Origin of the sequence: Micromonospora terminaliae (assembly GCF_009671205.1) — a bacterium.
In the GTDB taxonomy this organism is placed as follows: Bacteria; Actinomycetota; Actinomycetes; order Mycobacteriales; family Micromonosporaceae; genus Micromonospora; species Micromonospora terminaliae.
In genome coordinates this window covers 204,534-218,187 of sequence record NZ_CP045309.1, presented here as the reverse complement: position 1 = coordinate 218,187, position 13,654 = coordinate 204,534, and the positions used below count along the sequence as shown (strand labels likewise).

Genomic DNA, 13,654 nt, shown 5'->3' with positions numbered 1-13,654 from the left:
ACGTCCTCAGAGGGCGTCGAGCCCGCGCTCGCCGGTGCGCACCCGGACGACCTCCTCGACGCCGGTCACCCATACCTTGCCGTCGCCGATCTTGCCGGTCCGGGCGGCGCCCACGATGGCATCGACGATCTTGTCGACGTCCATCTCATCGGTCAGCACCTCGACCCGGATCTTGGGCAGGAACTCGACCGTGTACTCGGCACCCCGGTAGACCTCGGTGTGCCCCTTCTGCCGGCCGTAGCCCTGGACCTCGCTGACGGTCAGGCCGGCCACGCCGAGGGCGTGCAGGGCCTCCTTCACCGCGTCCAGCTGGTACGGCTTGATGACCGCGGTCACCAGCTTCATGTCCAACCCCTCCATCCCAGGAACGTTAACCGGCGACCTTCTCGCTGACCGGTGGGGCGGGCTTGCCCGCCTCGGTGGCGGCTTCCGGGGCCGGCTTGCCGGCGCCGAGTCCGGCCAGCGCGAACGCGCCACCGGCGCTGCTGCCCGTGGTGGGCGACAGGTCGTACGCGCTCTCCGCGTGCTCGGCGACGTCGATGCCGGCGACCTCGTCCTCCGGGTCGGAGCGGAGCCCGATCAGGGCCTTGACGGCGAGGGCGATCAGCGCGGCGACGCCGAAGGAGTAGATCGAGACGATGCCGCTGCCCAGCGCCTGGCGGCCGAGCTGGGTGAGGCCACCGCCGTAGAACAGGCCCTCGCTGGCGCCCAGGCCCTCGATCGCCGAGTTGACCTGGAGCGTGGCGAACAGGCCGATGGCGAGCGAGCCGAGCCAGCCGGCGACGAAATGCACGCCCACCACGTCGAGCGAGTCGTCGAAGCCCAGCCGGTACTTCAGGCCGACCGCGACCGCGCAGACCGCGCCGGCCACCAGGCCGAGCAGCACCGCCGGGATCGGGGCGATGAAGCCGCAGGCCGGGGTGATGGCGACGAGGCCGGCGACGGCGCCGGAGGAGGCGCCGACCAGGGTCGGCTTGCCGCTGCGCAGCCACTCGACGATGGCCCAGCCGATCAGGCCGGCGGCGGTGGCGACCTGGGTGTTGACGAAGGCGACGGCGGTGGTGCCGTCCACGGTCAGCTCAGAGCCGGCGTTGAAGCCGAACCAGCCGAACCAGAGCAGGCCGGCACCGAGGGCGACCAGCGGCACGTTGTGCGGCTTGAAGCTCTCCTTGGGCCAGCCGATCCGCTTGCCGAGCACCAGGGCGAGGCCGAGACCGGCGGCGCCGGCGTTGATGTGCACCGCGGTACCACCGGCGAAGTCGAGCGCCTTGATCTTGGCGCCGATGAAGCCGCCGCCCCAGACCCAGTGCGCGACCGGCACGTAGACCAGGGTGAACCAGGCGAAGGCGAACAGCAGCCAACCGGAGAACTTCAACCGGTCGGAGACCGCGCCGCTGATCAGGGCCACCGTGATGACGGCGAACATCATCTGGAAGACCATGACGACGTAGGTCGGGATGCCGGTGCCCGCGCCGAGGAAGAGCCACTCCTCACCGATGAACTTGGTCTCGGTCCCGAGGTACTGGGTGAAGCTGCCGATCACGTTGTTGAGCCCGGCGCTGTCGTTGGTGCCGAACGCCAGGGTGAAGCCGTAGATGACCCAAAGCACGGAGATGAGCCCGATGGCGCTGAAGCTCATCATCATCATGTTCAGTACGCCCTTGGACCGGTTCAGCCCACCGTAGAACAGGGCGAGACCCGGCGTCATGAGCAGCACGAGCGCAGACGACAGGAGCAACCAGGCGGTGTTGCCGGTGTTGATCTCCACGCTGCCTCCTCTCGGTGTGGAATGTCCTCCTTCCGACTGAGTCCTGGCAGCGTCGCCCGTCAGCCGGTTGCGCGGAAGCTTGCTCGGCCGCTGTTTCCTCCACCGACACCGCTCGATTTCCGACGCGTGACGGGTTGTTTCGGGCGTGTGAAGTACGTCGATCATGCCTGGGGACAACGGGGAGGGTGGCCGGCTCCGCGGAGAACCGGCCACCCTTCCACCCGGTCGGCGCTCAGCGCAGCGCGTACTCCAGGGCGTTGCGCTCGTAGTCGAGGAGGCGCAGGTCGCGCATGGGCCGGCGCAGGTGGCCCTTGTGCACGATCCGGACGAACGCCGGCTCACCGGCCGCGGCCATCCGCCGGATGCCCTCGACGTGGTCGACGATCCGCTTGCGGATGGTGCGGATGAGCCGGTGCCGGTCGCGGGGGATCAGGCCGTACGCGTCGGCAAAGAGGCGCAGCCGGCGCGGCCGGTCGGGGTGCTTCCAGCCGAGGGTGATCGAGTCCCGGTCGGAGAAGATCGGCACCCAGGTCCAGGCCGCGTACGCCACGTCGTAGATCCGGGCGCCGGGCGAGGCCAGGTCGAAGTCGATGAGCCCGAGGGTGCCGTCCGGCCGCCAGATCACGTTGTGCGGGGCGGCGTCGTGGTGGCAGATCACCTCGGTGTCCGGCGGGGGCGGGCCGAACGAGCGCCACACCGCGCCCGGCGGCGGGGTGAAGCCGTACTGGGCGTCGTGGAACATCCGCAGCATGGTCGCCACGGTGACCAGGGCCTCGTCGGTGACCCAGTGCGGGGCCAGCGGGTACTCCCCGCACTCCCCCTCCAGGTACGACAGGACCTCCCGGTTGCGCTCGTCCATGCCGAGGGCGCGGGGCGCGCCGGTGAAGCCGACGTACTCCAGGTGGCGCAGCAGGGCGTGGACCGAGGGGGTCCACGGGCCGGCGTTGCGCCGGACGGTGTCGCCCACCCGGACCACGGTGCTCACGTTCCCGCCGTGGAGCGGGATCTCCTGCGAAGTCACGTACGGTCTCCCGAGGCGCGGCGACGGGTGGCTGGGGTCGCGCCACCCCGCGTAGGCGCGATCGTCAGTCGTCACGTCGAGGCTACGCGTCCCGGGCGATCGGCTCATTGCCGAGCAGCGCGTCGACGAACTGTGCGGGGTCGAAGGGGGCCAGGTCGTCCGGGCCCTCGCCGAGGCCGACCAGCTTGACCGGGATCCCCAGCTTGCGCTGGACGGCGATCACGATGCCCCCCTTGGCGGTGCCGTCGAGCTTCGTGAGCACCACGCCGGTCACGTTGACCACCTCGGTGAAGACCCGCGCCTGCTCCAGGCCGTTCTGGCCGGTCGTGGCGTCGAGGATCAGCAGGGTCTCGTCGATCGGGCCGTGCTTCTCCACGACCCGCTTGACCTTGCCCAGCTCGTCCATGAGGCCGATCTTGTTCTGGAGCCGGCCGGCGGTGTCCACGAGCACGGTGTCGACCTTCGTGTCGATGCCCCGCTTCACGGCGTCGAAGGCGACGCTGGCCGGGTCGGCGGCCTCCGGGCCGCGGACGGTCTCCGCGCCGACCCGGCCGCCCCAGGTCTCCAGCTGGTCGGCGGCGGCGGCCCGGAAGGTGTCGGCCGCGCCGAGCAGCACGGTCCGGCCGTCGGCGATGAGCACCCGGGCGATCTTGCCGCAGGTGGTGGTCTTGCCGGCGCCGTTGACCCCGACGACCAGGAGCACCGCCGGCACGCCCTCCTTGGGGGCGGTCTTCAGCGACCGGTCCAGCGTCGGGTCGAGCGCGTTGACCAGCTCGGCGGCGAGCAGGGTGCGCAGCTCGTCGACCGAGCGGGTGCCGAGCACCCGGGTGCGCTCGCGCAGCCGGTCGACGATCTCGCGGGTGGAGTCGATGCCCACGTCGGCGGTGATCAGGCTGTCCTCGATCTCCTCCCAGGTGTCCTCGTCGAGGCGGTCCCGGCTGAGCAGGCCGAGCAGGCCCTTGCCGAAGACGTTCTGCGAGCGGGACAGCCGGGAGCGCAGCCGCACCAGCCGGCCGGCGGTGGGCTCGGGGACCTCGATGGTGGGCAGCGGCGGCGCCTCGACCACCGGCGGCTCGACCAGCACGCCGGTGGGCAGGTCCGACTCCGCCGCTTCGACCGGCGGCCCGGCCAGGTCCTCCTCGGCCCGGGTGTCGACCTCCGTCTCCGGCAGCGGCGGCTCGGGGCGCCGGCGCAGCCGGGGCACCACGAGGCTGAGGCCGCCGAGGATCAGCGCCACGAGCAGGGCGAGTGCGACGAGGAGGTATTCCTTCATGCTCGAAATCCTGTCAGATGCCGGCGACGGCGTCCCACTCACCGCCTCGGCACGTGAACGAGCTGCGAGTACGCTCGCGGCTGGAAGGCGTGCCGCAACCGCCGGCCGGGTAGGAAGGACTTGATGATCTTCGTCGGAGGTGCGCCGTGACCGGTCCCCGTCTGCTCATCGGCCCGTTGCTGCGCCGGGTCGTCGGGACCCGGGCCACCGTCTGGGTGGAGACCAGCGCGCCCGCGGTGGTCACCGTCCGCACGGCCGACGGCGCCACCGGCAGCGCGCCCACCTTCTCGGCGTACGACCACCACTACGCGATCGTGGTGGTGTCGGGGCTGGCGCCGGACAGCAGCACCACCTACGAGGTGCTCGTCGACGACGAGGTGGTTTGGCCGGTGCCGGACAGCGGCTTCCCCGCCAGCTTCATCCGCACCCGGGCGGCGGACGACCGGGACCAGCCGGTGACCCTGCTCTTCGGTTCCTGCCGCGAGACCACCCAGCACGCGACCGCCCGGCGGCTGCCCCCGGACGCGCTGGACGCGTACGCCCGGCGGCTGATCGCCACCCCGGACCCGGACGCGCTGCCCGACCTGCTGGTGCTCCTCGGCGACCAGGTCTACGCCGACGAGACCTCGCCGACCGTGCGCCGGCTGCTGAAGCGGCGGCGGCGCCGGCCGAAGGGCGCCCCGGCCACCCAGGTGGTCAGCTTCGACGAGTACACGAAGCTCTACCTGGAGTCCTGGCGTGACCCGGAGATCCGCTGGCTGCTCTCCACCGTGCCGAGCGTGATGATCTTCGACGACCACGAGATCATCGACGACTGGAACACCTCGGCGTCCTGGCGGGCGGACATGCGCGCCCAGCCCTGGTGGGCGGAACGCATCCGCAGCGGCCTGGCCTCCTACTGGGTCTACCAGCACCTGGGCAACCTGTCCCCGGACGAGATCGCCGCCGACCCGGTCTACGCCAAGGTGACCGCCGCCGAGGACGCCACGAGCGTGCTGCACGAGTTCGGCGAGCGGGTCGACCAGGAGGCCGACGTGGCGCACGACACCGAGCGCTGGCGGGCCGTGCAGTACCAGTGGAGCTACGCGCTGGACCTGGGGCGGACCCGCCTGGTCATGCTGGACAACCGCTCCAGCCGGGTGCTCGACTCCGGCAACCGGGCCATGCTGCCGCCGGGCGAGTGGTCCTGGTTCCTGGACCGGGCGCACGGCGTCTACGACCACCTCGTGGTCGGCGCCTCGCTGCCCTGGCTGCTCCCGCCGGGCATCCACCACGTCGAGTCGTGGAACGAGAAGCTCGCCGACTCCCGCCGGCCCTGGGTCGCGAAGCTGGCCGAGCAGATGCGCCGGGCCTGGGACCTGGAGCACTGGGCCTCGTTCCGGCGCTCCTTCGAGGCGCTCGGCGCGCTGTTCGTCCGGCTGGGCAGCGGCACCGCGCCGCACGAGGGGGCCCGGGTCGGCGCCGGTCCGGCGTACTCGCGGCCGGCCTCGATCAGCGTGCTCTCCGGGGACGTGCACCACTCGTACGTGGCCCGGGCCCGGTTCGCCGACAAGAGCGTGCGCACCCCGGTGCACCAGCTCACCTGCTCGCCCATCCACAACCAGGTGCCGGCCGGGATGCGCCCGCTCATGCGGCTCGGCTGGACCCCGGGGCCGGCCGGCGCGGCCCGGGCACTCGCCCGCTCGGCCGGGGTGCGCCGCCCGCCGGTGCGCTGGAAGAAGCTGGCCGGACCCTACTTCGGCAACGCCGTGGCCACGCTGACCCACCGGGGCCGGAGCGCCGAGGTGGTCATCGAGGGCACCACGAGCGACGGGCACCTGCGCACGGTGGCGCGCCAGCCGCTCAGCGACGAGGTGTGAGTACCCTCTCAGCGTGGACGAGAGCCTGCGCGCCGTGGAGCACGAACTGACCGCGCTGCTGCGGCGTGGACGCGCGCTGTCCTGGGAGATCGCCCGCGAGGTGCATCCGAACCTGGAGCCGAACGCCTACGGTCTGCTGCTCTGGCTGCGCCGGTCCGGCTCGATCCGGCTCACCGACCTGGCCGTCAAGCTGGGCATCGGCAAGGGGACGCTGAGCCGGCAGATCGGCGGCCTGGAGGCGCTGGGGCTGGTGCGCCGCGACCCGGACCCGACCGACCGGCGGGCCGCCCAGCTCAGCCTCACCGAGGAGGGCACCCGCCGGTTCGACGCGGCGCGGGCGGCCCGACTCGGACAGATCCGGCGATCGCTGGAATCGTGGCCGAAACAGGACGTCGACGACTTCGCCCGGCTCATGCACCGGTTCAACGAGACCTTCTGACCGGGTGCGCCCGGAATAAGACCTGCGCCACGTGCGGTTGTTGCTTGAGGCAACCAAGTCATACGGTTGCCCGAGGCAACCCCTTCCCCCGTCTTTCCCGGAGGCATTCCACGATGACGCAGGCGACAGCGCCCACCCGGGCGACCGCCGTCGACATGTCCCACCGGCAGATCCTGGAGGCGCTCTCCGGCCTGCTGCTGGGCATGTTCGTCGCGATCCTCTCCTCCACGGTCGTCTCGAACGCGCTGCCGCGGATCATCACCGACCTCCACGGCGGCCAGTCCGCGTACACCTGGGTGGTCACCTCGACCCTGCTGGCGACCACCGCGACCACCCCGATCTGGGGCAAGCTCGCCGACCTGACCAGCAAGAAGGTCCTCGTTCAGCTCGCCCTCGGCATCTTCGTGCTGGGCTCGGTGCTGGCCGGGCAGTCGCACACCACCGGCGAACTCATCGCCTGCCGGGTGGTGCAGGGCGTGGGCGCGGGCGGCCTCACGGCCCTGGCCCAGGTGATCATGGCCACGATGATCGCGCCGCGCGAGCGCGGCCGGTACAGCGGCTACCTCGGCGCGGTCATGGCCGTCGGCACCATCGGCGGCCCGCTGATCGGCGGCGTCATCGTCGACACCGACTGGCTCGGCTGGCGCTGGTGCTTCTACGTGGGCGTGCCGTTCGCCGTCCTCGCCCTGGTCGTGCTCCAGAAGACCCTGCACCTGCCGGTGGTCAAGCGCGAGGCGAAGATCGACTGGTGGGGCGCCACCCTCATCACCGCGGCCGTCTCCCTGCTGCTCATCTGGGTCACTCTGGCCGGCGACAAGTACGACTGGATGTCCTGGCAGAGCGCCGTCATGGTGGCCGGCGCCGTGCTGCTCGGCGCCCTCGCCCTCCGGGTGGAGAACCGGGCCGCCGAGCCGATGATCCCGCCGCGCCTGTTCCGCAACCGCACCATCACCCTCGCCGTGATCGCCAGCATCGCGGTCGGCGTGGGCATGTTCGGGGCCTCGGTCTTCCTCGGCCAGTACTTCCAGATCAGCCGCGGTGAGAGCCCGACCATGTCCGGCCTCATGACCCTGCCGATGATCCTCGGCCTGCTGGTCGCCTCGACCGTGGTCGGCCGCATCATCACCAACACCGGCCGCTGGAAGCGCTACCTGGTCACCGGCTCGGTGCTGCTCACCGCGGGCTTCGCGCTGATGGGCACCATGCGCGCGGACACCCCGTACTGGCGGCTCGCCGTCTTCATGGCGCTGATCGGCCTCGGCCTGGGCATGACCATGCAGAACCTGGTCCTCGCCGTGCAGAACACCGTCGGCCCGCACGAGCTCGGCGCCGCCAGCTCGGTGGTGGCCTTCTTCCGCAGCCTCGGCGGTGCCATCGGGGTGAGCGCGCTCGGCGCGATCCTCGGCCACAAGGTCAAGGACTACCTCGCCGAGGGACTCGCCGGGCTCGGCATTCCGGCGTCCAGCTCCGGCAGCGGCGGTACCCTGCCGAACGTGCACACCCTGCCCGCACCGATCCGCGCGGTCGTCGAGGCCGCGTACGGGCACGGCGCCGGGGACATCTTCCTGGCCGCCGCCCCGTTCGGGCTGATCGCGCTGCTCGCGGTCGTGTTCATCAAGGAGGTGCCGCTGCGCCGCACCAACGGCGACGCGGTCTCCGCCGAGGTCGAGCGGGAGTCGGCCGTCGCGGCCGGCGCCGGCGCCCCGGTGGTACGCACGGGCGGGCGGGGCTGACCCCATGAACGCTCCCGAGCGTGAGAGGTACGGCCCGGAGGCCCGGCCGCTGCCGTTCGAGCGCGGCACGGACGGGCCCCGGGTGGTCCTGGTCGGTGTCGACGGCAGCCGCACCTCGCTGCGTGCCGCCTCGTACGCCGCCGGGCTGGCCCGCCGGCAGGGCGCCGGCCTCGTGGTCGTCTTCGTCAGCTCGCCGTCCCCGTACACCGCGATCATGTCCGGCGTGGTGGCGGGGGCGGTACAGCAGACCCAGGACGAGCTGGCCGCCGAGCTGCGCGAGGAGTGCCGGCGCGGCGCGGAGGAGCTGGGCCTGCCGGTGACCTTCCTGTGCCGGCGCGGCGACGCGTACGCCGAGCTGGCCAAGGCCGCTGACGAGCAGCGCGCCGACCTGGTGGTCGTCGGGTCCTCCGAGCAGGCCGGCCACAAGCTGGTCGGCTCGGTCGCCACCCGGCTGGTCCGCACCGGCCGCTGGCCGGTCGTCGTGGTGCCCTGAAATCCGGTCGCGGCCAGGCGCACCCGGGCCGGAGGATGGCCGGATGACCTGGAGAGCACCCGAGATCGACCGCAGCCACGAGCCCTACGTCGGTGACGAGCGCACCATGCTGGAAGGCTGGCTCGACTACCACCGCGACACCCTGCTGCACAAGTGCGCCGGCCTGACGGCCGAGCAGCTGCGCACCGCGAGCGTCGAACCGTCCACCCTGACCCTGCTGGGGCTGGTCCGGCACCTGGCCGACGTGGAGCGCTGGTGGTTCCGCATCCGCGCCGCCGGCGAGGACATCCCCGGCCTCTACGACGCCGACGAGGATCCGGACGCGGATTTGAACGCCGTCGCCGACGCCGACCCGGAGGAAACCTTCGCCACCTTCCGCGCCGAGGTCGAGGCGGCCCGGAAGGCCGCCGCCGGCCTCTCCCTGGACCAGACCTTCCAGCGCACCCGGCGTGACGGGAGCGCCGAGACCCGGACGATCAGCGTCCGCTGGGTCTACGTGCACATGATCGAGGAGTACGCCCGGCACAACGGCCACGCCGACCTGATCCGCGAGCGCATCGACGGCGTCACGGGCGACTGACCGCCCGGGGTCAGTACGCCAGCGCCGCCCGCAGGTAACGCAGGTCGGCCGGGCCGCTCCAGCGGTGCGCGGAGAGCCCGGCCACCCGGGCGCCGGCCACCGACCGGTCCTCGTCGTCGACGAACAGCACCCTGGCCGGGGGCGTCCCCAGCGCCTCGCAGGCCGCCTGGAAGTACTCCTTCGCCGGCTTGTGCACGCCGATCACCGAGGAGTTGACCACCACGTCCAGCTCGTCGGTCAGGTCCAGCGCGGCCAGGTCGGCGTCGAGCACGTCGGTGGCGTTGGTGCCCAGCCCGACCCGCACGCCCGCCGCCCGGACCTCCCGGATGAAGGCGAGCACGTCGGGGTCGACCTCGCCCCGGTAGCGCTGCCACGCCTGCACGGCGGCCCGGGCGCGGCCCGGGTCGCCGACCGAGGGGGTCAGGGCATCAGCCACGCTGGTCATCCACTCGGCGTGGCTGACCTTGCCGGTGAGCACCGGCTGGAGCAGCCCCCAGGACATGGCGATCTCGCCGAGGACGCCCTCGCTCAGCCCGTACTCCCGCTCGACCCGCGCGGCCACCGCCGGGTCCCAGTGGCGCAGTACGCCGTCGAAGTCCACCAGGAGCGCCGTGGCGCGTTCCCGACTCACTCGTTTGTCTCCTGACCCTCGTCGTCGGCCCGGTTGAGCCGCTGGCTGATCACCTGGGTGACCCCGCTGCGCATGGTCACGCCGTAGAGCGCGTCGGCGATCTCCATGGTGCGCTTCTGGTGCGTGATCACGATGAGCTGGCTCTTCTCGCGGAGCTGGGCCAGCAGCGTGATCAGGCGGCCCAGGTTGACGTCGTCGAGGGCCGCCTCCACCTCGTCCATGATGTAGAACGGACTGGGCCGCGCGCGGAAGATCGCCACAAGCATGGCCACCGCGGTCAGCGACCGCTCGCCGCCGGAGAGCAGCGACAGCCGCTTGATCTTCTTGCCGGGGGGCCGCGCCTCGACCTCGACGCCGGTGGTGAGCAGGTCCTCCGGGTCGGTGAGCACGAGCCGCCCCTCGCCACCCGGGAAGAGCACCGTGAACACCTGCTCGAACTCCCGGGCGGTGTCCTCGAACGCGCTGGCGAAGACCTCCAGGATCCGGTCGTCGACGTCCTTGACCACGGTGAGCAGGTCCCGGCGGGTGGCCTTGAGGTCCTCCAGCTGCTCGGAGAGGAACTTGAAGCGCTCCTCCAGCGCGGCGAACTCCTCCAGCGCCAGCGGGTTGACCTTGCCGAGCAGGGCCAGTTCCCGCTCCGCCTTGGCGGCCCGCTTCTCCTGCACCGGTCGCTCGTAGCGGACCGGATCGGGCAGCGGCGTGCCCTCCTTCTCCGCCGCCGCGACGTCCGCGTCGGTGGGCGGCACGGGCTGGTCGGGGCCGTACTCGGCGATCAGGGTCGCCACGTCGAGGCCGAAGTCCTCGGCCGCCTTCGCCTCCAGCTGCTCGATGCGCAGCCGCTGCTCGGCGCGGGCCACCTCGTCCCGGTGCACCTGGCTGGTCAGCCGCTCCAGCTCGGCGCCGAGCCGCTTGGCCGCGCCGCGTACCTCGGAGAGCTCGGCCTCGCGGGCGGCGCGCTCGCGGGCCACCTCGTCGCGGTGCTCCTCGGCCCGGGCGATGGAGACGGTGAGCCGGGTGAGCGCCTCGCGGGCGCCGCCGACCACGGCCCGGGCGATCTCCGCGCCGCGGGTGCGGGCCGCGCGCCGGGCGGCGGCGCGCTCCCGCGCGGCCCGCTCGGCGGTCGCCTGCCGCGCCAGGGAGTCGGCCCGGCCGGCGATCGAGGAGACCCGCTCCTCGGCGGTACGCACGGCGAGCCGGACCTCCATCTCGTTCTGCCGGGCCTGCGGCACCATGGCGGCGAGCTGGTCGCGTTCCTCGGTGGACGGTTCGGCGTCGAACGGGGTGGCCTCGGCGAGGCGGAGCCGCTCCTCCAGCTCGGCGAGGGCCTGCAGGTCCCGTTCCCGGGCGGCCTCGGCACGGGCCCGCGACTCGCCGAGCCGGTCGGTCTCGGCCTTCGCGGACCGGGCGGCCGCGCCCAGTTCGGCGAGGCGGCGGGCGGCGGCGTTGCGGTGGCTCTCCGCCTCCCGCTTGGCGGCGGCGGCGTGCTGCACGGCCTCCTTGGCGCCGGCCACCTCGGCGCGCGCCTCGACCAGTTGCTCGCGCAGCTCGGCGCTGGTCCGCTCGGCGGCGGCCCGGTTGGTGCGGGCCTCCTCGACGGCCGCCTGCACCTCGATGTAGCTGGGCGCCTTGGCCGACCCGCCGGCCGCCGCGTACGCCCCGACCACGTCGCCGTCGGGCGTGACCGCGCGCAGCTCCGGGTTGCCGGCGACCACCTCGGCCGCGGCGGCGAGGTCGTCGACCAGCACCACGTCCCGCAGCGCCCGGTGCACCGCGGGCCGGATCTCGGCGGAGCACTCCACCAGGTCGGGTGCCCAGCGGGCGCCGTCGGGCAGCTTCGGGCGCAGCGCGTCGGCGGAGCCGGCCATGCCGGGGCCGGCGGGGCTGCCGACGAGCAGGCCGGCCCGGCCGGCGTCGGAGATCTTGAGCAGCCGCATGGCCTCGACGGCCTCGTCCACTCCGGTGACCGCGACGGCGTCGGCGAGCCCGCCGAGCGCGGCGGCGAGCGCCGCCTCGTTACCGGGGGCGACGGTGAGCAGCCCGGCGAGGCTGCCGAGCAGGCCGGGCACCTGGTCGGCGCGGGCCAGCAGCGCGCCCGCGCCGTCCTTGCGGCGCAGGCCGAGGGCCAGCGCCTCCTCGCGGGCCTTCCAGGTCGCCGCGTCCTTCTCGGCGGCGCGCTCGGCGTCGGCGAGGCTGCGCACGGCGGCCTGGGCCTGCTCGTGGACGGCGACCGCCTCGGCGTGCCGGGCGTCCAGGTCGGCGTTGTCCCGATCGGCCTCGGTGGACTGTTCGGCGACGGCGTCCAGGTCGGCCTGGGCCTTCTCGGCGCGGGTCAGGGCGTCGGTGTGCGCGGCGGCGAGCCGTTCGATCTCCTCGCCCGCACTGGTGGTGCGGGCCCGGGCGGAGTTGACCTGGCCGGTCAGCCGGGCCAGCCCCTCGCGCCGGTCGGCGATGGCCTTGGCCGCGGCGACCAGTTCCCGCTCGGCGGCGGCCAGCTGCCGCTCCAGCTCCTGACGGTGCTCGACCGCCTCGGCGAGGCGGATCTGGTCCTCGGTGAGCGCCGCCCGCAGCTCCTCCTCCTGCTCGCGGACCCGCCGGGACTCGGCCTCCAGCTGCTCCGGGTCGCGGCCGGGGCGCTCGTCGTCGCCCGTGGCGCTGAGGTGCCGCAGCCGCTCCCGGGCGAGCTGCTCGATGGAGCGGAACCGCTCCTGGAGCGCGGAGAGCTTGTACCAGGTGTCCTGGGCCGCGGCGAGCAGCGGGGCGTCCTCGGCCAGGGCCGCCTCCAGCTCGCCGAGGCGGGCCTGCACCTCGCCGTGCTCGCCCTCGATCTGCTCGCGCCGCTCGCGCAGCGCGGTCTCGTCGGCGATCTCCCGGTCCAGCGTGGTGCGCAGGGTGTGCAGGTCGTCGGCGAGCAGCCGCAGCCGGGCGTCGCGCAGGTTGGCCTGGATGGCGGCGGCCCGGCGGGCCACCTCGGCCTGCCGGCCCAGCGGCTTGAGCTGGCGGCGCAGCTCGGCGGTGAGGTCGGTGAGCCGGTTGAGGTTGGTCTGCATCGCGTCGAGCTTCCGCAGCGCCTTCTCCTTGCGCTTGCGGTGCTTGAGGACGCCGGCCGCCTCCTCGATGAACGCCCGCCGGTCCTCCGGCTTGGCGTGCAGCATGCCGTCGAGCCGGCCCTGCCCCACGATGATGTGCATCTCCCGGCCGATGCCGGAGTCCGAGAGCAGCTCCTGGATGTCGAGCAGCCGGCAGGAGTCGCCGTTGATCTCGTACTCGCTCTCGCCGGAGCGGAACATCCGGCGGGTGATGGAGACCTCGGTGTACTCGATCGGCAGCGCGCCGTCGGTGTTGTCGATGGTGAGGGTGACCTCGGCCCGGCCCAGCGGCGCCCGCCCGGCGGTGCCGGCGAAGATGACGTCCTCCATCTTGCCGCCGCGCAGCGCCTTGGCGCCCTGCTCGCCGAGCACCCAGGCGATGGCGTCGACGACGTTGGACTTGCCGGAGCCGTTCGGGCCGACCACGCAGGTGATCCCGGGCTCCAGCTTCAGCGTCGTGGCGGAGGCGAAGGACTTGAAGCCCTTCACCGTCAGGCTCTTGAGATGCACCTTCTCGATCCTCGTCCGGTGGCCGCCGTACCGTCGCCGGCTGCGCGGACCTGGCGAACCCGCAGACTAACCCGCGGGCGGGGAGTGCCCGGTACGCGACCCACCCGCTGCCGGACGTGTCCGGTTTCCGGCGGTGTGGCGCACGCCACGGAAAAGTGCAAGATCAGAATTGCGGGACGCAATTCCGGGACGACCGTTCAAGATCGCGCAATGCGGTACCGGAAACAAAAAGCTGCGCGCCGGCACTGGGTGTCGGCGCGC

At 72.9% G+C, this 13,654-nt stretch carries 11 protein-coding genes; 5 read left to right on the top strand and 6 right to left on the bottom strand.

Annotation, left to right across the window (positions count from 1 at the left end):
- Window positions 1–6: 6 nt before the first annotated feature.
- The 4 genes from GCE86_RS01030 to ftsY form a co-directional block, all read right to left on the bottom strand.
- Window positions 7–345: a P-II family nitrogen regulator gene (locus tag GCE86_RS01030; RefSeq protein WP_013284578.1), complete on the bottom strand. Its 339-nt coding sequence runs from the start codon at window positions 343–345 to the stop codon at window positions 7–9.
- Between the two features lie 25 nt (window positions 346–370).
- Window positions 371–1,768: an ammonium transporter gene (locus GCE86_RS01025; protein ID WP_154225157.1), complete on the bottom strand. Its 1,398-nt coding sequence runs from the start codon at window positions 1,766–1,768 to the stop codon at window positions 371–373.
- A 232-nt stretch (window positions 1,769–2,000) separates the two neighbouring features.
- Complete coding sequence (locus GCE86_RS01020; protein ID WP_204342277.1) at window positions 2,001–2,897, bottom strand: phosphotransferase; 897 nt, start codon at window positions 2,895–2,897, stop codon at window positions 2,001–2,003.
- Complete coding sequence (gene ftsY, locus GCE86_RS01015) at window positions 2,872–4,062, bottom strand: signal recognition particle-docking protein FtsY (RefSeq protein ID WP_154225155.1); 1,191 nt, start codon at window positions 4,060–4,062, stop codon at window positions 2,872–2,874. The genes GCE86_RS01020 and ftsY overlap by 26 nt, the downstream gene beginning before the upstream one ends.
- Window positions 4,063–4,208: 146 nt before the next feature.
- On the opposite strand from ftsY, the gene GCE86_RS01010 reads away from it, so the two are divergent.
- From GCE86_RS01010 to GCE86_RS00990, 5 genes are all read left to right on the top strand, one after another.
- The gene (locus tag GCE86_RS01010; protein ID WP_154225154.1) at window positions 4,209–5,921 is read left to right on the top strand and encodes an alkaline phosphatase D family protein; all 1,713 of its coding nucleotides are present in this window, start codon (window positions 4,209–4,211) and stop codon (window positions 5,919–5,921) included.
- Window positions 5,922–5,934: 13 nt separating this feature from the next.
- Entirely contained in the window at window positions 5,935–6,360 is a 426-nt protein-coding gene (locus tag GCE86_RS01005; RefSeq protein WP_154225153.1) for a MarR family winged helix-turn-helix transcriptional regulator, read from the top strand.
- A 113-nt stretch (window positions 6,361–6,473) separates the two neighbouring features.
- Window positions 6,474–8,093 carry an MDR family MFS transporter gene (locus tag GCE86_RS01000; RefSeq protein ID WP_154225152.1) on the top strand — a complete coding sequence of 540 codons (1,620 nt, stop codon included), beginning with the start codon at window positions 6,474–6,476 and terminating at the stop codon, window positions 8,091–8,093.
- Between the two features lie 4 nt (window positions 8,094–8,097).
- Window positions 8,098–8,586, top strand: a complete 489-nt coding sequence (locus tag GCE86_RS00995) for a universal stress protein (protein ID WP_154225151.1) — start codon at window positions 8,098–8,100, stop codon at window positions 8,584–8,586.
- A gap of 43 nt (window positions 8,587–8,629) precedes the next feature.
- The gene (locus GCE86_RS00990; RefSeq protein ID WP_154225150.1) at window positions 8,630–9,166 is read left to right on the top strand and encodes a DinB family protein; all 537 of its coding nucleotides are present in this window, start codon (window positions 8,630–8,632) and stop codon (window positions 9,164–9,166) included.
- Window positions 9,167–9,176: 10 nt separating this feature from the next.
- Here the strand turns inward: GCE86_RS00990 and GCE86_RS00985 are convergent, their stop codons facing one another.
- Window positions 9,177–9,797, bottom strand: a complete 621-nt coding sequence (locus tag GCE86_RS00985; RefSeq protein ID WP_154225149.1) for an HAD-IA family hydrolase — start codon at window positions 9,795–9,797, stop codon at window positions 9,177–9,179.
- Window positions 9,794–13,393 (bottom strand): chromosome segregation protein SMC, encoded by a 3,600-nt coding sequence (smc, locus tag GCE86_RS00980; protein ID WP_154225148.1) that lies wholly within the window; start codon window positions 13,391–13,393, stop codon window positions 9,794–9,796. Before smc ends, GCE86_RS00985 begins: the two co-directional genes overlap by 4 nt.
- Window positions 13,394–13,654: the final 261 nt, after the last annotated feature.

What these genes read in the sequence shown, in the direction of transcription:
- GCE86_RS01020 (WP_204342277.1), bottom strand. Translation starts at nt 2,897, where the DNA reads ATGAGCCGATCGCCCGGGACGCGTAGCCTCGACGTGACGACTGACGAT.
- ftsY (WP_154225155.1), bottom strand. Translation starts at nt 4,062, where the DNA reads ATGAAGGAATACCTCCTCGTCGCACTCGCCCTGCTCGTGGCGCTGATC.
- GCE86_RS00990 (WP_154225150.1), top strand. Translation starts at nt 8,630, where the DNA reads ATGACCTGGAGAGCACCCGAGATCGACCGCAGCCACGAGCCCTACGTC.
- GCE86_RS01000 (WP_154225152.1), top strand. Translation starts at nt 6,474, where the DNA reads ATGACGCAGGCGACAGCGCCCACCCGGGCGACCGCCGTCGACATGTCC.
- GCE86_RS01030 (WP_013284578.1), bottom strand. Translation starts at nt 345, where the DNA reads ATGAAGCTGGTGACCGCGGTCATCAAGCCGTACCAGCTGGACGCGGTG.
- GCE86_RS00995 (WP_154225151.1), top strand. Translation starts at nt 8,098, where the DNA reads ATGAACGCTCCCGAGCGTGAGAGGTACGGCCCGGAGGCCCGGCCGCTG.